We start from the raw sequence: 20,828 nt of genomic DNA, 5'->3' as shown, positions 1-20,828 counted from the left end.
TCAACCTTCTATTCTTTGTCGACAATAAATCCTTGGAATACTTCAACAAAATGCTCAGCAAGGAAATCCAACTGGATTTGAGTCTCGATACGCGATGCAATGGTGGTGATACCTAAATTGTGTGCAGTACGAGAGATTGATGTCAGTGTAAATTTCTGTTTTTCATCGTGTAGCTTATGAGTGAACAGATAATCGAGCTTCACGTAATTTGGGCGGAACTCTTTAATGTATTCCAGCGATTGGAAATTACGACCATAATTATCTACACCGAATATCGCTCCCGCCTGTCTAATCGCATTACACAACAGCGCGGTGTGATGAGGGTGCTCAATAAAGCACTCTTCTGGAATCTCAAAGTGTAGCTTAGATGCAACTTCAGGGTGTTTCTCCAGCATACTCGTCGTCCAACGAATAAAAGACGGTTGAGATAAACTACTTTGTGCAATGTTGATCGCGACAGGATCATTGAGTTCTCCGCGCTCTAACATGTTGATCATTGACTCAATCACGAATTGATCGAAAATGTTGGTCGCTTCTAGCTGCTCAAGTGCAAACAAGTATTGGTTCGCACGAAACGTTTCGCCATCTTTTTCAATACTAGAAAATACTTCATTGTGGAATACCTTGCCCCAAGTATTTTTGGCCGCCTGAAAACGGAAGTTGACCCACTCACTGTGAATGGCTTCTTCAACCAGAGCTTTCCACTGCTGTTTACCCATTAGATTTGAAGGTGAATCGCTGCCGATGAATCCGTAAGGTTTTTCTGGCTGAGCTTTCGCTTTCGACAGGGCATTATCAACCATGGATAGAATTTCAGAGTGAGTCTTGTGCTCTTTGTTGTGGGCCACGCCTAGTGCCGCTTTCGGCTTAGCAAGACCTGTTGGGTCGGTGTTTAAGCCATTAACGCAGTTCACGATACTGTCAGCCATAATGCGAAGTTCGCTCTCATCCATATGGGGGAAAAGAAGACCAAATTCGTCACTGGAAAGGCGGGCAATCGTCGCTCCTTGTACGTCAATGGTATTTTTCAGACGTTGAGAGAGTTCTTTCACGTGAGCGTCTGCACGTTGGTAATCTTTCGTCTCGTAAATATCGCCAATATATTCTGCATGGAGTAGCGCGATACCCCCTTGTGTTTCTTCCGCTAACCATTGGTCAACTTGATTCATATAAAACGAGCGATTACCCAATTTGGAAATTGGATCCAGATAAGCCTGAGCGCGTAAACGCTGCGCTTCTTTCGCCTGCTCTTTAAATGACAACTCAATTTGAGCCGACATGGTGTTGATACCATCTACGACGGCTATCAGGTCTTTGGTTTTAGGGCGTGTAAGCGGCTCTCCAAACTGGTTGTTCGCGATGTCACGCATTTTCTGTACGATTGCCGCTAATGGTTTGAGTGAACGTCGTAAAATGTAGGAAATAGCAATCAAGCCAGCCAAGAAGAGAAGACTGAACGCGGATAATAGATCTGTGAATCCTTTCCATAGCTGTTCATAGGCAGCACCAGGATGGCTGATAATTTCCACTTCGGCAAGCTGCATCCAACCACTGGTCACCACACGTTTATCATGAATCGCTTTAAACAGGTTTAAGTTGATAAACCATTGCGGTACTGCGCTCGGTTTGATTGGGTAAGAGCGTACGATTTGGTAATCAGAGTCAAGCGATGTCAAACGAACAACCGAATAGGAGCTGCCATCGAACAGAGCATTAATTACCGACTCAACGGCAACCTTATCTTTATCTTTTAAGTAAGGCGCTAACGCCAAACCAACAGTATTTATGGTGTTGTTGACCTCTGAACGCTGCTGTAGCTCCAGACTGGTTCGAGTAGTATTGAATTCGATTACGAGTACTGATGTCATCAAGAGTACAAAGACCGTAACCATTCCCACTACTAGCTTCTTATAAAGGGTCATGTTTTTCACTCGTCATAATTAATTTTAGGTTTTTTTAACTGTAACTTACGTTCGCGTGAACGTAAGTCATTCCAAAGGCTCAAACGAGAGGCTTTCCCTGCCAGTTCTCCATTACCAGCAGAAGATTTTATTAACCACAGGTTTGTACCATTAAAGCTGTAAATCGGTAGCAAGTCGTGGCGCTTAGAGGCTCTGACAATTTCTGTATTAAGGTTGTCGAGAATGAGCGGCTCTGCACTGGCCGTCGGGTAATAGGCTAATACCATATGAAACTGATCCAATTCATTGGCTTTAACGTACACCAAACGCATCTTAGAGTCAGGCACCCCAAGCTCGAGTAATGAGAAATACTTCGCAATGGTGAAATCTTCACAGTCTCCAGCATTACTTCCTAACAATTCGAGTGGCGTTGCCCAGTAATCCGTCTCGCCCCAAAGTATTTTATCGTCAACGAAATACAATTGATTAAAAAAGCGGTTCACACCCGCGAGTTTCTCTTGGGTATCGACGTAGCTTAGTTGGGTCAGTGTATTTCTCCATGTACTGACACGCGCTCCAGCTCGTTCGCCGTATATGGCTGATACCTTGTCGACCCATTGCTGCTCTTCTTTGTCTAACGCGCCAATTTGGATCGAAAGGCAACTTAAGCTCAATAGTAATGTGACTTTACGTGTAAAAATGGGTTGCATATTAGATTTACGTCACAAGTGTACTCTTATAATGAGTTCGTCTGTGAGAATTAATTACTTTTTATTTAACAACTTACAAGCTATGTCGTGGTTAATTCAGTGTGAGCTTAGAGTGCCCCGTATTGTCTATTCTTTTAACGCATTGGTTTTGGCTTTCAAAATAGGCTCTAGCAAGTATTCCAACACCGTTCTCTTTCCGGTAATGATATCGACGGATGCCGTCATACCGGGAATAATCGGTAAATCGGCATCCTGACCAAAGTTGGTTTTTTCTGTACGTACACGGACGATATAAAAGCTGTTGCCTTCGTCATCTTGAGTCGTGTCCGCGCTGATATGCTCGAGTTCCCCTTCCAAACCACCGTACTTGGTAAAGTCATAGGCGGTAAACTTCACTATGGCATGGAGATCCGGGCGCAGAAATGCGATGTCTTTAGGGGCAATTTTTGCTTCAACCAATAATGTATCTTCGGTTGGAACAATCTCGACGATATCCATTCCTGGCTGAATAACACCGCCGACGGTATTAATGTTCAATGTTTTTATTTTGCCAGTAACTGGCGAGTTGACTACGGTGCGATTGACCCTATCTTCCAAACCTACCGCCGACTCAACTAACTCTGAAAGTTGGTCTTGTGCATTATTGAGTTTTTCTTGTTGCTCTGAGCGAAACTGTAGTGCAACTTCAATACGTTTGAGCATGGCTTCTCTCAACGCGGATTTGAGCACCGGAATTTTCAGTTCGCTAGAGGTCATTTCTCGGCGAGTATCATTAACCTGACGTTGCAGTTTTAACAGTTCAATGCGTGGCACTACCCCTTCGTCTGCCAGGGGTTTGGTAATATCGAGCTCTTTGCGCACATATTGATAGCTTTGACGCAAGTTTCGTACTCGAGCTTCGATCTCGACAAGGTCTTGCTGTTTTTGTTGCACTTGTTGATCGATAACGGAAAGCTGGTTACGCAGATTATCTAAGTTTTCGCGGTATTCCGCTTTTTGGCGCTGGGCCAGTTGTGGCTGTTTTTCTTCTAATAAGGGTGGAAAGGTGAGTTTGCCATAATCCAGTACGACGCTTTGTCGCCAGTTCCCTGTATCGAAATCTCGATTGACCTCCACACTGCTGATCGAAGCCGAAAGTTGCAGAACGGAGGCGGTTAAGTTCGCGACTTGCTGTTCTCGTTCACGGAAATCAGATCGAAACCGGGTATCGTCAATTAACAGGAGTTGCTGACCTTTTTCGACCTGCTGACCTTCTTTTACCAAAATTTCTTTGACCAAGCCGCCTTCTAGGTTTTGTACAACCTGGATTTGAGACGAAGGAATCACCTTGCCGTGACCAATGGTCACTTTATCGATTTGCGCCCAAGACGCCCATGCAATCGCGGTAATGAAAAAAAACACCATTACCCAAAGCATTAAACGCGCGCTATTGGGGGTATTGAGAAGCAAAGCGGCGGTTTTATCGTCGACAAAATCCAATTCGTCAGTGCTGAGTTTGCTGTAATTATTTTGGCCCATCACATTCCCTGATCACAATGGCTCATTATATTTTTGATCTAATTACGGTTCGGTTATGTTTTTTATTCTCGTGTTACTTCGACTCAATCAGTAGCTAGGGTTGCTGGCCTGCTCATCAACTAGCGTTACACTGTTCTTCCCTATGGCATGGAGGTGATTTCCCGCCGCTACAGTACCTTGAACTTTGCTTTGTCCAGCTGATGTTTTTTTAGTTTGTCGTACAAGGTCTTGCGTGATACCTGTAATTCTAGTTGAACCTCTTTAAGTCTGCCTCTGTGCCGTTGTAATGCATCAATTAATAGACAATATTCAAAGTGTTCTGTGCGTTGGGTCATACTCTGAATTTCGATGCTTTTGTTGCTATTCCAATCTTCGATACGAAAGGTATCGGGTTTCAGTGCACGCAATTCAGCAAAGCGACGCAGTTGTTTGATGTTTTCAGGCCATGACAACTCAGTAATGTATTTGACTTCATCAAGGCTGATATGTGGTGGTTGCAGTTGGTAGCGACTTGCTGCATGACGCACGAAGTGTTTATACAGTGGGCCGATGTCTTCTTTACGCTCATCCAATGTAGGTAAGTGAATCAGTGTGGCCATATTTTTTATGTCTTTCTCTACGTGGGTCGCGGCACCGAATACACGTTCGAGTCTGGGATGATTAAATAGGCTTTGCCACTGATCCAAAGAGAGGTTTTCCGCGCTGTATAGATATAAACTGCAGTGACTTTTCCCTTCGGTTAAATGTTGAATGGTTTTATCTAACGCATCTATAGAAAGCTCTTGTAAATCTTCTCCAGAGACGGCAATCAATTCGCTGTCGGCAGTCGCATGTATATCATGAGCAAATTGTGTCGCGAGCCTACGACCTGTGCCATCTTCACCAATGAATATCAACGGTTGGCTCGTCGGTACGCTAATGAGGAAGCGGCGGATGTGGACCATGGCTTTACTGTGTCCGATCATTTTAGGACCTACATGCGTTTGCATGTCGAGCTCTTTCTTCAGCCAGATATTTTCTTGCAGTAGATTGAGTTTATCGTCGGCATTATTGAGCGACTTCATTAACTGATCGGTTGAAAAGGGTTTTTCCAGAAAGTCGTACGCACCACTTTTCATCGCTTCAACCGCCGTTTTGACATCGCCGTGCCCGGTTAAGACGATAAACTGAAAGTGCTTATTCTTGCCAAGTAACATGCGCATGAATTCCAGCCCGTCCATCACAGGCATGTGAATATCAGTGATGATGACGGCAGGAGCGTTTGGGTCGATCACGCGTAAGGCTTCGACTGCATTTGGCAGACAGGTTATTTCTATCCCTTCGATAAGTAATGCCTGAGAAACGGCATCTCGAATATGAGGTTCATCGTCGACGAAGAAAACTGGGTTATGCATGATCGTTTTCCATCAATTGGGTGGCTGTGTATTGCTGGATCATTGGAATGCTTATCACAAAGGTCATACCGCCGCGTTGCTCTGATGTGACACTGCTATGGTTAAAGGCGCTGAGTGAACCCTGATAGCTCTCTAAAATACGTTTAGAAATGGTCAAACCTAGCCCTAACCCTTCTGGTTTAGTCGTAAAAAATGGGTCGAAGACTTTCGCTAATCCCTCGTCGGACATACCTGGGCCATTATCAGAAATCAGAATGTCACAGCTCGAGTCATCGCATTGAACGGCAATCGAAATTTGCGGATCGATACAATAACCATCCATTGCTTGCGCGGCATTGTGAAAGATATTGATCAAGACTTGCTCCAACTCAACACTGTGAATAGCTAATCGCAAACTGTTATCGATCTCGGGCACTTTCAACGTGACACCCTGCTTAATCAGTTTGTTACTTAAGATGCTGGTGGCATTGTGCACGGCATCATGCAGTATCGACACTTCACTGTGAGGGCTCTGATCCGTTTTACGGGTAAAAACTTTGAGCCGAGCAATGACTTCGGCAATGGTGTCATTCAGAGTCAACATCTTGTCTAAGTTTTCGGTGACCATCGGGTAGCGTTCGAGTACCAGTAGACGTTGGGAGTTCTCTGTGTAAGTTCTCAATGCGGCTAAAGGCTGGTTTATTTCATGATTGATGCTGGCCGAAAGCTCGCCTAACAACGCCAGTTTCGCCGCTTGGGTCAACTCCTGCTGTGTTTGTTTAAGCTCTTGCTGGCTCTGTTCATATTGGCGGATGGTTTGTTGCAGTTTTTGATTCGCTTCGCTTAACACAACCGTTCGTTGAACCACTTTTTCTTCCAAACTGACATTGAGATTCGCCAGATGAGCTTTGTTGACCAGCATTTGAAACCAGGCAAGTGCAATCAAAGCGATGAGAGCGTAAAGGATCAGATAAACGGCATCAGCCTGTAGAACAGCTGCAAGAACGGTATCTTGATTTATCAGTGCGATAACTCGAAAACCTTTGTCTAACAGCTCGGTTGCATAAGCGAGATAATTTGGCGACAACAAAAGCTGGTTGCCTGAGAAGTCGACGGCATTACTTTGCGCAGTAAGTGCCCCGTTATACTTTGGCAGGGTATCACCATACTGTCGGGTTTGAGTCAGCGCATCAACCGCTTCTGGGGTCAAAGGGTACAGCGCTTTGTAGCGCCACTCGGGCAAGTTACTCATGAAGACAACATTATGTTTGTCTGCAATCAAAACATCGGTACCGTTTTGAGCCAGTCGCTTTTCCAACTGTTCCAGATTCACTTTAACGGTAATTACGCCCGCGACGTGGTCATCGACCCAAAGTGGTGACGAGAAAAAGTAACCGCGTTTATTCGAGCGAACGCCCAAGCCGACATATTGAGCCGTTTGTCCGCGTCGCGCATTTTGAAAGTAGGGGCGATAACTGAAACTGGAACCGACAAACGAATCCGATTGCCGATAGTTGCTTGATGCAATGACCAACCCCGTGCTGTCGTGCACATAAATCGTATCCGCTAAGCTTTGTTTTAACCAGTTTTCCAGCAATACATTAAGCTCATCAGACGCGGTGCCTTGCTGTACCGCTTTGAGCAATCTTGGGTCGTGGCTTAACAGATTGGGAATTTGCTCAAATTTAGCCAGTTCGTAGTCGACTTCTTGCGATACCAGAGAGGCTTGGTTTTCGAGATTATGCTGCCATTGATCATGTTGATACTGAGTTGCGTAATGATGAGTAAGAGCAAGCCCTGTGAGACCAACAGCAAACAGGAGTAATAAAAAGTGGCGAAGTGCTTTGGGATTGAGTAAGTTCACGTTTGGCTCACCAGTTATAACGCTATCCCTAATTGGGGCGGCGAGAGTTTTTGGGTTCAGACGCGGGATGAATGAATCAATCATAATTGATTCTGATAGTCTCGATGTATTCCCTGCATCTTAAAGATATTAAGGTAAATAGTTCACTTGAGGCCTAGTTTATCAGAAGGTATCTGATGATGCTGTGAGGCGTAGCGATTACGAGACATAACGATGGATGACCTTGTATTTCCTTATTATCGAGAGCACAATCGACAAAAAATAGTGAAGGAGTAAAGATGGAACTTGCTGATATTCGTCGTGAATACACGAAAGGTGGTCTGCGTCGTAAAGATTTGGCGGCGGATCCTATTGATCAATTTAACCTGTGGCTGCAGCAAGCGGTTGAAGCGGGGTTAACTGATCCTACCGCAATGACGGTGGCAACGGTTGATGAGAATGGCATGCCGTTTCAGCGTATTGTGCTGCTGAAAAATGTCGATCAAAATGGCTTTGTGTTTTACACCAACCTGGGTAGCCGTAAGGCCCAGCAACTTGAGCATAACAGCAACATCAGTCTGCATTTTCCTTGGCACCCACTTGAACGACAAGTTCACATCACTGGCGTTGCCGAAAAGCTCACCGCGATGGAAAACATGAAATACTTCACTTCTCGCCCTAAAGAAAGTCAACTTGCTGCGATTGCCAGTAAGCAGAGCAGTCGTATTTCGGCTCGTGGCGTACTCGAAGGTAAGTTCCTAGAGCTAAAGCAAAAGTTTGCCAAAGGCGAAATTCCAGTGCCGTCATTTTGGGGTGGCTTCCGAGTGAAACCGCAAAGCATTGAGTTTTGGCAAGGTGGGGAGCACCGTCTGCATGATCGTTTCTTGTTTTCGCAACATGATGGAAAGTGGGACATCGATCGCTTAGCGCCATAGTTCATCGACATCAGGCTATTTGACTGAAAGACACCGCCACACCGGCGGTGTTTTGTTATCAGCTACTTTTATCTGTCGCCATTAAGAACAACAGAAAGCTGATGTTTGAGTAACGTCTTCGGTACCACTGATCCATACCCAGCCTCCATTGCTTTGTCTATCAACTCATTTTTGCTGTTCGCATCAAATTTATTGCGCAGGCGAGCGACATGACCTTCAACTGTTTTTGTGGAAATCCCCATTACTTGAGAAATGAACTGCGGTTTCTTGCCGTAAAGTAACAAGAAAAGCGTTTCTTGCTCACGCTTGGTGAGTGTCACGGCCTTGGAGTTTAGATTCGAGAAACGGAATATGGATTGCTGATTAGGATCGGTTTCGACCGCTCGGCAAACCCAATAGCCAACTTCGATAACTGCCGTGTCGGTCAGTTCGCGTCCATAAAAGATGGTACCCAGCGTATTTCCCTGCTCATCTCGCCAAGGTGTTTTAGTGAAAATGTGGGCGCGCCAGTGTCCGTCTGGGTAAGGATGAATATCAAGGATTTTTAATGACTCACCAGTCTCCATAACGTATTTATCCTGACGTTGAAACTCTGTTGCACACTCAGTGGTTGGGCTTAGCATGTCGAAGTCAGTCTTACCAATACAATGTTCGGGGCTGGTATGGCCTATTAGCTCGGCATACTCCTGATTAACGTAACGGAACACGGAATTTTTATCTTTGCATCCCCAACAACCGGGAAGTTGTCGAAGAAGCGATTGTTCTATGTTGTTGGCTGGGATATTCACAAAAGGACTCACTAATCTCTGCCTGAGTTGTTACAGGCTAATAAGTTCACGTCGCAGTTTTTATCTATACATTAAGAGATTCCCTTGATCATGCTTTCGTTGTTTCGCTATGGCTACTTAGCGCTGAGATTAGCGTGATTAAGATTACTCAGAGTGATAGTTGACGCGAGGATACAGTTAAGTGGTCAATATAGTATCAGCTTATGCTATTGTTTTCATGCAAATAAAAAAAGCCAGCCTGAAGACGGGCTGGCAACACAAGATATTAATCTTATTGACTTGTAGAAGAGGTTCTAACTCACATAGCGAGGGCCTGCTAGGTGAATCAGAGGTATCAACGAGATACCTAGAGCTAAAGGGGGATGTTCCCTAAAGTTCACGGACTAATGTATTGAATCGGTAGAATATTAGTAAGGGGGGAAATCCCTCTGTGCGTACCAATTGAATAAAGTCCTTGTCGTTGACTTGCCACTCCGGAGGATGAGTGTGAATGAGCTTCGGATCTCAAAGTAGGATCTTTGCTGATAATGGCGGTGATATTCATTGACTCTCGCTATGTATCAGTTTTTATTGTTAAAATTGGTTTGCTATTAACCGTAGTTTGAGCTCGCATGATCATCGTTCCGGAACTATGATCATGTAATTCATGTTGATCATAGTGATTTGATCTTGTCCGATTGATACGTGGAAGATTTGCAAGCGCCCCTAGAAGGTATATCATGCGTGATTGTAAGCCTCACGCTTAAGATGACTGTGCGAAATGACTGATTCAGATAACCCGAAAGCCCCACTATATAAAGAAAGTATACTGCCTCGTCCTGCAGAACTGATCACGCTTCCATCTTATATGGAATGCCATGATCATTCTTATACTCAGATAGTCATTGGATTGAAAGGACAAGCTGAATTTGAAGTGCGCGGTCAGGGAAATCTCGTTGGACCGGGCCAGGGATGCGTGGTAACCGCCAGCTCTGATCATGCTTTCGGAGGAGTGATAAATCAGTCAGATATTTTGGTACTCAATATGCCAAAACCAACCAATGATGATCCGGAAATGTTGGATAAACTCAACAATTTGGAGCGTTCGCACCTGTACTTCAAGCTAGATAGTCAAATTCAGAAGCTGATACAGATGCTGGTCCAGGAAATGCGCAGCCACCCAGAAGATCTGTTATTGAGCCGTGCTTGTAATGATACGGTCATCGCACTGATGCAGCGCCATATCTCCGCTTTTGAAACCAGCCGCAAAGAATCCCGTTTTGATCTGGAAGCGATCGATCGCTATATCGAGCAGCATTTAAGCCACAAGATCAGTGTTGCGCAATTGGCTGGTCGAGTGTTCTTGGGTGAAAGTCAGTTCCACTGTTTGTTCAAAGAGCAGATGGGGATTACGCCTCATCAGTATGTTTTAGGCAAACGGATTGATATGGCGCGAGAGTTAATTAATCGAGGCCAGCTATCACTCGGTCAAATTGCTGAGTTCACCGGCTTCTCCAATCAAAGTACCTTCACTCATACTTTTACTCGTCTTCAGGGATTATCCCCTTCTCAATATAAGAAACAAGTTGGTTATAATTAGAGATTTCTCACTCAAGACCATGATTTAAGCATGGTTTTTGTTTTTTTATTATTGTGATTTAGATCTCTTTTTACTTCATTTCTCATCGAGTTGTACTTTAAATCATCAATCTGTCCTGGGTTATTCCATTTGAGCGGTAAGCTTGCGAACAATATTATTGATATCGTTGGATTTTTGTTGTTAATAAACCAGAAAAATGAAAATTTCCAATACAAAATATTACCTATTTGAGCGTGATTGTGTGGATGTTTTGTTATAAAAGCGAGTTTTTAGCAAAAATACCGTAGTTTTTGACAAGTATTCTTGTCGGCCTCAAAATACACTGCCAGCCATTGATGATCCTCGAAGCGGTTTTCGAGGAGTGAGATTGAGGAACACACATGTTTACAGCTACAAACGTGTTGACACCGGAGTTTATCGAGCAGCCGCTTGATAAGTTGTGGTCACTGATCTCGCCATTGTATATGGTGGACGAGTCTCAATGGCTAGAGCAATTGTTGCCGCTAGCGACGCCGACAGAGGAAGAAAAATCGGCGATCACTATCCAAACAACCCAACTTATCGAAGCCATTCGTGCCGATAAGAAGTCAATCCAGATGATTGATGCCCTGCTGCTGGAATACAGCTTAGATACACAAGAAGGTATCTTGCTGATGTGTCTTGCAGAAGCATTGATGCGTATCCCTGATTCTGCGACTGCTGATGCGTTGATTAAAGACAAGCTAAGCGTTGCGGACTGGAAATCTCACCTGAAAAACTCAGACTCTGTTTTCGTTAACGCGTCAACATGGGGTCTTATGCTGACGGGTAAAGTGGTTGGTCTTGGTGAAAAAGGCAGCCAGAGCCCAAGTCAGGCTGTAAACCGTCTGGTGAACAAATTCTCTGAACCTGTGATTCGTAAAGCCATGTATCAGGCGATGAAGATCATGGGTCACCAGTTTGTTCGTGGTCGCACAATTGAAGAAGCGCAAAAAAATGGTCGCCCAATGCGCGACAAAGGTTTCACTTACTCATTTGATATGTTGGGTGAAGCGGCGCTAACTACCGCAGATGCGAACAAATATTTCAAAGATTACTTAATGGCTATCGAAGCGGTAGGTCGAGAGACTTACGGTAGCGATACCAGCCCGGCACCTTCTATTTCTATTAAGCTTTCTGCATTGCACCCACGCTATGAAGTTGCAAACGAAGAGCGTGTCATGACCGAGTTGTACGACTCGTTAATGCAGTTGCTAAAACGTGCGATTGAAGTCGATGTGGCGATTACGATTGATGCAGAAGAAGCCGATCGTCTTGAGCTGTCTTTAAAACTGTTTGAGAAAGTGTACCGCAGCGACCTAGTCAAAGGCTGGGGCAAGTTTGGCCTTGTTATTCAAGCCTACTCGAAGCGTGCTCTGCCTGTACTAGTATGGATTAATGCGTTAGCGAAAGAGCAGGGCGATCTTATCCCACTACGTTTGGTTAAAGGCGCTTACTGGGACAGTGAAATTAAATGGTCACAACAAGCTGGCTATGACAACTATCCAGTTTACACTCGTAAAGAAGCGACAGACGTGGCGTACCTGGCTTGTGCTCGATTCCTATTGAGTGAAGGCGTGCATGGCAACATCTTCCCGCAGTTTGCGAGCCACAATGCGCATACTGTGACGGCGATTGCAGTCATGGCTGAGCACAAAGATTACGAATTCCAGCGTCTGCACGGTATGGGCGATTCTCTGTACAACCATGTGATGGAAAAATACGGTCAGCCTGTGCGCATCTACGCACCAGTTGGTAGCCATGCAGACCTGCTTCCTTACCTGGTTCGTCGTCTGTTAGAAAACGGTGCGAACAGTTCGTTTGTACACCGTTTGGTTGATGCTCGCTGTCCTATTTACGAGCTAACACATCACCCTGTTGATGTGCTGACTAGCTTTGAAACTCTGCATAACGACAAAATCCCAATGCCATCAGGTATTTTCCCTGAGCGTAAGAATTCTTACGGTGTGAACGTTGATATCGACAGCGAAGCCAAGCCATTTGAAGCTCAAGTTGAAAGCTTCATGGAAAATCAGTGGGTAGCTGGCCCAGTGATCAATGGTGAGCGTTCTGCCGAAAGCATGATCAAGGATAATGCGGCAGAGATCATCACTGCCCCATACGATCGCCGCATTGAAGTGGGTAAAGTGGCATTTGCTACTCTTGATCATGTTTCCGCAGCGATCCAGGCGGCACAGAATGCTTTCCCTGAGTGGAAAGGCACCGCGATTGAGCAGAAAGCGCAGTGTTTAGAAAAGCTGGCTGACTTAATGGAAGAAAACCTCGCAGAGCTGGTGGCTATTTGTCACAAGGAAGCGGGTAAGACCATTCACGACAGCATCGATGAAGTTCGTGAAGCGGTGGATTTCTGTCGTTACTACGCTAAGCAAGCACAAAACCTACAACCATTTGAGCTAGAAGGCTTTGACGGTATTAAACGTATTTCGAGCCGTGAAGGTTTGGGTGTGTTTGTGTGTATCAGCCCATGGAACTTCCCTCTGGCGATTTTCCTTGGTCAGGTCACTGCTGCACTGGTTGCAGGTAACACAGTGGTAGCGAAACCAGCTGAACAAACCAGCTTGATTGCAGCGCGTGCAATTGAACTGATGCTGGAAGCTGGCTTCCCTGCAGGTGTGATTCAGTTGCTTCCTGGTCGCGGTAGTGAAATCGGTCATGCTCTGACTTCTCACGACGCGATTGCAGGTGTGGCATTTACCGGTTCTACGGCAACAGCGCAGCGTATCAACGTGACATTGGCCGAGCGTACGGCGAAACCTGTTCCGTTTATCGCAGAAACGGGCGGTCAGAACGCCATGATCGTCGACAGTACGGCACTGCCAGAACAGGTTGTGCGTGATGTTATTCGTTCTGCGTTTGCATCAGCTGGTCAACGTTGTTCTGCGCTACGTGTACTGTTTGTGCAGGAAGACGTTGCGGATCGAATCATCACGCTTATCCAGGGTGCGATGAATGAGCTGCAAGTTGGCTTACCGTATCTACATAAAATCGATGTTGGTCCGGTTATCGACCAAAATGCGAAGCAGAAACTTCAGGCTCACATTGAGCAAATGAGCAAAACTCAGAAGAAAGTGGCTGAGCTGAACCTGAATGAAGCGTGTCAGTACGGTGATTTTGTGTCACCGAGTGCGTTTGAAATCTCGGGCATTGATGTGCTGAAAGAAGAGCAATTTGGTCCAATTCTACACATTGTTCGCTTTAAAGCGTCTGAATTACCAAACGTTGTTGAGCAAATCAACCAAACGGGTTTTGGTCTGACCATGGGTATCCATAGTCGTAACGAAACCACTTACCGTTGGATTGAAAAACACGCTCGTGTTGGTAACTGCTACATCAACCGAGATCAAGTTGGTGCCGTCGTTGGTGTTCAACCATTTGGTGGTCAAGGCTTGTCTGGTACTGGCCCTAAAGCTGGTGGTCCTCACTACTTGTACCGCTTTACTCAACCAGTTCTTGCTCAACAAATAGTTGCTCAAGCAGAGAACGCATAAGGAGTCGCATTATGGTTCATCAGATCACATATTTTAAAGATGCATTTTCTGCGTGGGAACAGTGGAATCTGACCGATTTTGATTACAAATGCGAGCACGCGCTGGCATTTAAATCTGCACTAGAAGGGCAGAATGCCACCGTAGCAAAAGTGGTTTCATACCATTTGCAACAGGCGTCAGCACTTCTTGCAGAAACTCATCAGTTAGTAGGGCCTACTGGTGAAACTAACGAGCTGTATGCCGCAGGTCGTGGCGTAGCTTTGGTGATTTGTGAAAACAACACCGAAAATACGACTAACGCGTTATACAGTGCCTTTGCAATGATCACCTGTGCCTTAATTGCTGGCAACAGTGTTGTGATTTGCAGCGACAATATCGAACTAAACCAACTGGTTACACAAGCGGTATCGTCGACAAACCTCCCATCTAACTTAGTCCAGGTAGTTGCGTATGACGCCTCAGCACCGTTGCTTGAGAGTGATGTACGTAGTGTGGGTTATGTTGGGCATTCTAAGGTTGAGCATGCGCTCAATCTTCAACTGGCTAAGCGCGATGGTGCCATCGTCGGCTTAGTTTCTGAAACGGATTTAGAGTCACCGAAATTGGCTCACGATCCTCATCTGTCGTTACGCTTTATTACTGAGCGTACTCGAACGATAAATATTACCGCGGTGGGTGGTAACGCAACTCTACTCGAGCTGGGGAACGAAACTCACTAACCTGACTTGCGACACCAATTTGAAACAACGCTCCTGAGACTAGTTTTGGGTTGGTGTCTGTTACTTTGACGTATTGCTGAGACGGCAAAATATCAAAGAAGACAAGGAAGGAAATAATTATAACGAGGACTATCAAATGATAGAAAATAGCTTTGCTATCACGTCCACTTTTGTGGCGTATTTATTAATCATGGTTGCCATTGGCGTTATTGCGTATAAGAGGACTTCCAACTCATCGGATTACTTCCTGGGTGGCCGTAGCCTGGGTCCATGGCCTGCTGCATTATCTGCAGGTGCTTCAGACATGAGTGGTTGGCTACTTTTGGGTTTGCCAGGGTACGCATATGCAGCAGGTTTTGAGGCTTTCTGGTTAGCCGGTGGTTTACTTGTTGGTACATGGGCGAACTGGTTAATCAGTGCAAAGCGTCTGCGTACTTACAGTATCCAGACTGACGCATTAACCTTGCCAGAATTCCTGTCACGTCGCTTCAACGACAATTCAAAACTGATCCAGACAATCTCTGCGTTTTTCATTCTTCTATTTTTCCTTTTCTACACCAGCTCAGGCTTGGTAGCAGGGGGCAAATTGTTTGAAACAGTATTCGGTCTAGATTACACCTATGCGGTTGTCATCGGCACGGTATGTGTGGTTTCTTACACACTATTCGGTGGATTCCTTGCGGTATCTTGGACAGACTTGGTGCAAGGCCTATTGATGTCAGCAGCACTGATGATCGTTCCTGTTGCCGTGATGGACGGTGGGTTAAGCCAGCTTTCATCAGATATGCATAGCATCAACCCTGAACTATTAACGCTTTGGAATGATGTGAAAGGTGAGCCACTATCGGCTATCGCGATCATCTCTCTGGCAGCTTGGGGTCTGGGTTACTTCGGTCAGCCTCACATCCTGGCGCGTTTTAAAGCGACTCGTTCAAATAAAGATCTGACAACAGCACGCCGTATCGCAGTTGGTTGGACAGCGCTTTCAATGGCAGGCGCAATGCTTGTAGGTCTTGTTGGCCTTGTATGGGTTGGCGGTCATTCTGGTGTTCAATTAGAGGATGGAGAGAAAATCTTCATGCTATTGGTTAACACAGTATTTCACCCAGTTATCGCGGGTATCCTGCTTGCAGCGATTCTTGCAGCGGTAATGAGTACGGCTGACTCCCAGCTTCTTGTTTCTTCTTCAGCACTAGCAGAAGATTTCTACAAGCAAGTATTTAAACCAGGCGCTTCTTCAGAAGAAATCGTAATGGTTGGCCGTGTAGGCGTGATCCTGATTTCTCTGCTTGCTCTGTTCTTGGCAATGACGCCAGACAGCTCAGTACTAGGACTTGTATCTTACGCTTGGGCAGGCTTTGGTGCCGCATTTGGCCCAGCAGTAGTGCTTAGCCTTTACTGGAGCGGTATGAACCGTCACGGCGCTCTGGCTGGTATTCTGATTGGTGGTGTGACTATCGTGGTATGGAAACAGCTATCTGGCGGTTGGTTCGATGTGTACGAAATCGTACCGGGAATCATCTTCTCTACACTGGCTATCTTTGTAGTAAGTAAAATGACGGGTGGCGCAGCGCATGACGTATTGGAGCAACACAAGTCATACAAACAGAAATTAATCGATTTAGACTAATTTCTCGCAATAGGTAAAACCAATAAAGCTCGCTTCAAAGCGGGCTTTATTTTTGTCCGAAATTCACAACAGGACTTTTCCTTTTCTTAAGCACGGGTTTGTTTCTTGCGGGTAATAGAGAATGCTAACTTACCGTTCTATGTCATTAATCGTGTGAATCTTTCATTTAAAGTCGTATCGAACCGGAGGATTTTTTCGGTTAGCTTTGGTGTGGTTTTTAAAATAGTTATATTCAACAGCTAGTTATGTGGTATCTGTCGTTGTTTTACAGTAGTTGACATTAATTTTAATAAATTAATAACAAAAATTGACATCTGAGCAATGTCTCAATTTTATAAATACATCGCCCTGTTTTTTGGAGGTGGGACACAAAAAACAGAAGGGTATTTTTTATTGTGGAATTATTTTGAACAAAATATGTCAATTGTCAGTAGTAGAGAGAAAATAGGGAGAAAAAGAATGCCGGATATTTATTGCTCAGCTTGTAGAAAGTCGACTCAACACAAGGTCATAATGAGACGTTGTGAGTCACAACCAGTTGAAACCCTGACTGGCAAAGTTCTGAGCTTTACACAGTTGATGGCGAAGTTCGTTTCTGGTGAACACTATTATGAGATGGAGCCTCAGTACTACTGTCGTCGCTGTAATCACCGAGCCATCGGTGAAGTGGTGCCACATCCGACAAGACAAACGTCTGCAATCATATAATTAAATCGATGGTTATTGGTCAAAGTATGCTGACCTTGACTAGTTTGCGAGCCGCTAAAGCAAATGCATTTAGGTGTTAGGGTTTGGTAACTTTTTAAATGGCTGTATCGAGCTACTGACTCGTCTAAACGTTTTAAATTAAGCTACAGCCTCTATCTGCTTGTTCTTTCCCCGAATGCTATTCTCCTTTTTGTGCCTGCTTTTCATACGTCGCTAATACAAAAATAAAGCTGGTTTCACACGTTGTTCATTTGTCAGTTTGCAAATAGGCCACTAACGATTATTGTGAGTCTCCATATGATATGACTAGGGTATGGTTGATGAGTTATCAATTGGACAGGATTGACTTACATATTTTGAGAGTGCTTCATTCACGAGGACGAATTCCAGTTGTTGAACTAGCAAAGCAGATAAATTTAACAACGTCACCTTGTTCTGATCGAGTTAAGCGATTAGAGAAAGAGGGCTACATCAATGGCTATCATGCAGAACTTAATGCGGAAAAGTTGGGTCTGGATGTCCAAGTCTTCATTCACATTCGCCTAGACCAAACCAGCTTTTCGATATTTGAGAAGTTTGCTAAGGCGGTTGAGTTAATGCCAGAAATCGAAGAGTGTTATTCACTCTCTGGTGACTTCGATACCATGATAAAAGTCCGCGTCAAAAGTATGAAAGCGTATCAAGAATTTATGTCGAGTAAGCTTGGTACTCTACCAGGTGTGATTCAGACACGCAGTGAAGTGGTGATTGAAGAACATAAAACCGGATTTGGTGTGAACCCAGAGCTGTTGGGGTAGTCTTATTCCGTGGCGATAAAAAAGGAGCAATATCGCTCCTTTGTTGATTTTGCATGAAATTAATAGGTGGTTAGCTACTGATTAAGGTCGTGAGAATACCAATTAGACCGCCAAATACACCGCCCCAAACAACAAGCCAACCTAAGTGCTCTTTAATCATTTTCTGCACCATTTCTTTTACTAATGCAGGGGTCAGTTCGCTAAGACGTTGATCGATGATGCCTTCGATATTTTGTTTGATTTCGTCCATCATGGCTGGTGATTCAAACTGTTCTTTCAATGCTTCTTTTACTGAGTCGCTTTGGCTTAGCTCAATGACAGATTCCTGCATCTTTTCAACGAAAGGTTGCTTCATCGGCTGAAGCGCTTCTGCTCCGCCAAACATAGCCAGCATGCCACCAAACTGAGACCCTTCGATGACTTCCACCAGAGAATCAAAAGCGGGATTGAAATCTACTTTGTTGATCACTGGCTGAAGGTTGATGCTTGCACCGCCCGCCATTTCTTTGTTCAAAAATCGGTCGATATTGGCTTCAGTAAAGAATTGTTCCATCATCAGGTTTTTGATTGCGAGTTTGAACTCTTCAAATCGTGCAGGGATGACACCAGAGCCGTATAATCCGGGTACTTTCTCAAATAGCATGTGGATAGCAAGCCAGTTGGTGATGGCGCCAGAGAACGCGAACAAACCCGCATACCATAGGTAGTTGTTTTGAAGTTGATGGCCAGCGCCCATCAATATGATTGCGAGGACATTGGTTAACAAACTTTTGTTCATAGTGACCAGTAATGTAAGAATTTAGCAGTGAATTTAGTGGCGTGATTTTATACCCAAACAACCTCGAGATGCTAGGTTCAGCTAGAATGACTTGGTCTATAGGCGTGGCAATGATGTGAAGAGCGACGCACTGTTCTGCGTGGCTGTTGGTCTGGAAAAAATAAAACCCGACAATCATTGCCGGGTCACTGCTTTTTCTTAGAAATACTAAGCATAACTTTTATTATCTTAAAATCGGTAGATCTTAGAACACAGTTGGCATTTCCACCTTTCTGAGTAGCCGAAGAGTTTGTCTGCCCAACTTGGTTTTACTTGTATGATCTGTATTGAACCACATTTGCACATAAGCTAATTACCTTATTATAAGTTTAAGTATCCGTGACCACTTTTCGTGGTGTGGATAGAACCAGCCATGCATTGAGTATAGTCGCTTATCGTAAAGTGAACTGATAAATGCGACCTGCTACGACTCTGTCGCGTTTTTAACTCGATCAACGCTTCGAAAATCAAAGCTTACCAATGGTGTTTTAGAGCGTATTGTTAATCTAAGTAAGTTAGATTTAGAGCGATAATGCTTTTCGTTGAGAATATCTCGCAATGCCCTCTAATTAACTGAATTTATATTCAGGTTTGTAGGTTTTTTATTGACTCTTAACAATTGACAATTTGTTGTGTTTAAAGCAGGTTTAATACTGAAAAGTGTATATCTTCAAGCTAACTCTACGAAATTGACTATAATTTGAGTTCGTAATACTGATTTTTTCGATTTGTAACCCGTGTAACACAAAAATATTGGCTTGTAATGTGATGGTAAATATTACTGTGTTTTTTCGTGTTGGCAGTAAATATTCCTTTTGGCGAGATAAAATAATCGTGAAAACAGTAAAACCTTACTTAACAATGTATTTACAATCTCTTCATTCTAGTGATAAGGAATGTATCGGATGCTATTACACGAATCAGTACCCCAATTTGCAAATGGGAACGAAGAAAGCACACAACAAAGTGCTCTGCGCCATACCGCAAACTGCGTAGTGATGGTGCCACCTAAAGAATTTCGATTTAACGAAGAAACTGCGCGAGACAACGAGTTTCAAAATCAGGTGTCACTCAGCCAGAAAGACGTTTCGCAAAAAACCATGGCTGAATTTGCTGCAATGGTCACAGCGTTGCGTCAGGAAGGTATTCAGGTTGTAGAGTTTGATTATCCTCTGTCTGATGTTGCGACACCTGATGCGGTATTCCCAAATAACTGGTTCAGTACAACGTGTGATGGGACGTTATATACATTCCCGATGGCATGTGAAAACCGCCAGAAAGAAGTCCGCCCAGACGCCTTGGTAGCTGCGCTAGCGCAAGCTGGCCGAGAGGTACACCAGCAAGCAAGCTTAACGGAATACGTTAACGATCAGGCATATCTGGAAAGTACTGGCGTAATGATTTTTGATCATTTGAACAAGACCGTTTATGCGGCACTTTCTCAGCGCTGTGACCGTTTAGTTCTGGAAGATTATGCAAATCGTATTGGCTATGAGCGCGTGATTTCATTCCAAACACGTTTGCCTTCAGGATCGCCAATTTACCATACCAATGTAATGATGGCAGTGGGTGAACAATTCTGTGTGATTTGTGATGAAGTGATCCCAGAGTTTGAGCGTCGCTTTGTGCTGAAATCGTTGGCGAAAGACAAGCAAGTGATCTCAATTTCGATTGAGCAGATGAACCAGTTCTGCGGCAATATCCTTCAACTGGAGACAGTGAACGGTGACAAGGTGATTGCGATGTCTCAATCGGCATACGATGCGTTTTCACCAGCACAACGAAACCAGTTAGCGACGCACGGTAAATTACTGCCGTTTGATGTGGCGACGATCGAATCTATTGGTGGTGGTTCTGTTCGCTGTATGCTGGGTGAAGTCTTCTTGCCAAGCCGTCAAGCTATGCTGTAAGTACTCACTAACTAATTTAGTTCTAAACGTTTCGCCAATCCTTTTGAAGGGTTGGCGAAACTGTTTCTATCTG

General features: G+C 44.5%; 15 protein-coding genes. 8 read left to right on the top strand and 7 right to left on the bottom strand.

The genetic code is table 11. The annotated features are described in order from the left end of the window. Nucleotides 1–8: 8 nt before the first annotated feature. From OO774_RS17785 to OO774_RS17765, 5 genes are all read right to left on the bottom strand, one after another. On the bottom strand, nucleotides 9–1,922 hold the full coding sequence (locus tag OO774_RS17785; RefSeq protein ID WP_264907998.1) for an EAL domain-containing protein: 1,914 nt from the start codon (nucleotides 1,920–1,922) through the stop codon (nucleotides 9–11). Between the two features lie 5 nt (nucleotides 1,923–1,927). Next, nucleotides 1,928–2,611, bottom strand: coding sequence for a transglutaminase-like cysteine peptidase (locus OO774_RS17780; RefSeq protein WP_264907996.1), 684 nt, complete (start codon nucleotides 2,609–2,611; stop codon nucleotides 1,928–1,930). Nucleotides 2,612–2,737: 126 nt separating this feature from the next. Continuing rightward, nucleotides 2,738–4,129: an HlyD family type I secretion periplasmic adaptor subunit gene (locus OO774_RS17775; protein WP_264907994.1), complete on the bottom strand. Its 1,392-nt coding sequence runs from the start codon at nucleotides 4,127–4,129 to the stop codon at nucleotides 2,738–2,740. A gap of 167 nt (nucleotides 4,130–4,296) precedes the next feature. Next, nucleotides 4,297–5,523, bottom strand: a complete 1,227-nt coding sequence (locus OO774_RS17770) for a response regulator (RefSeq protein ID WP_264907992.1) — start codon at nucleotides 5,521–5,523, stop codon at nucleotides 4,297–4,299. Then, nucleotides 5,516–7,366, bottom strand: a complete 1,851-nt coding sequence (locus tag OO774_RS17765) for an ATP-binding protein (protein ID WP_264908732.1) — start codon at nucleotides 7,364–7,366, stop codon at nucleotides 5,516–5,518. Before OO774_RS17765 ends, OO774_RS17770 begins: the two co-directional genes overlap by 8 nt. Before the next feature lie 278 nt (nucleotides 7,367–7,644). Between OO774_RS17765 and pdxH the strand changes: the two genes are divergently transcribed. Further along, nucleotides 7,645–8,280 (top strand): pyridoxamine 5'-phosphate oxidase, encoded by a 636-nt coding sequence (pdxH, locus tag OO774_RS17760; protein WP_014235106.1) that lies wholly within the window; start codon nucleotides 7,645–7,647, stop codon nucleotides 8,278–8,280. Nucleotides 8,281–8,348: 68 nt separating this feature from the next. Here the strand turns inward: pdxH and OO774_RS17755 are convergent, their stop codons facing one another. Next, nucleotides 8,349–9,068, bottom strand: coding sequence for a helix-turn-helix transcriptional regulator (locus tag OO774_RS17755; RefSeq protein ID WP_264907988.1), 720 nt, complete (start codon nucleotides 9,066–9,068; stop codon nucleotides 8,349–8,351). A gap of 760 nt (nucleotides 9,069–9,828) precedes the next feature. On the opposite strand from OO774_RS17755, the gene OO774_RS17750 reads away from it, so the two are divergent. From OO774_RS17750 to OO774_RS17725, 6 genes are all read left to right on the top strand, one after another. Then, on the top strand, nucleotides 9,829–10,647 hold the full coding sequence (locus tag OO774_RS17750) for an AraC family transcriptional regulator (RefSeq protein WP_264907986.1): 819 nt from the start codon (nucleotides 9,829–9,831) through the stop codon (nucleotides 10,645–10,647). Between the two features lie 380 nt (nucleotides 10,648–11,027). Further along, nucleotides 11,028–14,174 (top strand): bifunctional proline dehydrogenase/L-glutamate gamma-semialdehyde dehydrogenase PutA, encoded by a 3,147-nt coding sequence (putA, locus tag OO774_RS17745; RefSeq protein ID WP_264907984.1) that lies wholly within the window; start codon nucleotides 11,028–11,030, stop codon nucleotides 14,172–14,174. 11 nt (nucleotides 14,175–14,185) lie between these two features. Beyond that, on the top strand, nucleotides 14,186–14,893 hold the full coding sequence (locus tag OO774_RS17740) for a 1-pyrroline-5-carboxylate dehydrogenase (protein WP_264907983.1): 708 nt from the start codon (nucleotides 14,186–14,188) through the stop codon (nucleotides 14,891–14,893). Between the two features lie 136 nt (nucleotides 14,894–15,029). Beyond that, complete coding sequence (gene putP / locus OO774_RS17735) at nucleotides 15,030–16,523, top strand: sodium/proline symporter PutP (protein ID WP_264907981.1); 1,494 nt, start codon at nucleotides 15,030–15,032, stop codon at nucleotides 16,521–16,523. Nucleotides 16,524–16,982: 459 nt separating this feature from the next. Continuing rightward, the gene (locus tag OO774_RS17730) at nucleotides 16,983–17,231 is read left to right on the top strand and encodes a hypothetical protein (protein WP_264907979.1); all 249 of its coding nucleotides are present in this window, start codon (nucleotides 16,983–16,985) and stop codon (nucleotides 17,229–17,231) included. Nucleotides 17,232–17,551: 320 nt separating this feature from the next. Continuing rightward, on the top strand, nucleotides 17,552–18,028 hold the full coding sequence (locus tag OO774_RS17725) for an Lrp/AsnC ligand binding domain-containing protein (RefSeq protein ID WP_006740877.1): 477 nt from the start codon (nucleotides 17,552–17,554) through the stop codon (nucleotides 18,026–18,028). A 70-nt stretch (nucleotides 18,029–18,098) separates the two neighbouring features. Here the strand turns inward: OO774_RS17725 and OO774_RS17720 are convergent, their stop codons facing one another. Beyond that, entirely contained in the window at nucleotides 18,099–18,806 is a 708-nt protein-coding gene (locus tag OO774_RS17720) for a DUF445 domain-containing protein (RefSeq protein WP_264907972.1), read from the bottom strand. A 944-nt stretch (nucleotides 18,807–19,750) separates the two neighbouring features. Between OO774_RS17720 and OO774_RS17715 the strand changes: the two genes are divergently transcribed. Beyond that, nucleotides 19,751–20,755, top strand: a complete 1,005-nt coding sequence (locus OO774_RS17715) for an arginine deiminase-related protein (RefSeq protein WP_264907970.1) — start codon at nucleotides 19,751–19,753, stop codon at nucleotides 20,753–20,755. Nucleotides 20,756–20,828: the final 73 nt, after the last annotated feature.

The organism is Vibrio sp. STUT-A11, from assembly GCF_026000435.1.
GTDB lineage: Bacteria > Pseudomonadota > Gammaproteobacteria > Enterobacterales > Vibrionaceae > Vibrio.
Note: the sequence above shows the minus strand (reverse complement) of the source record. Positions and strands in the feature narration are given on the sequence as shown.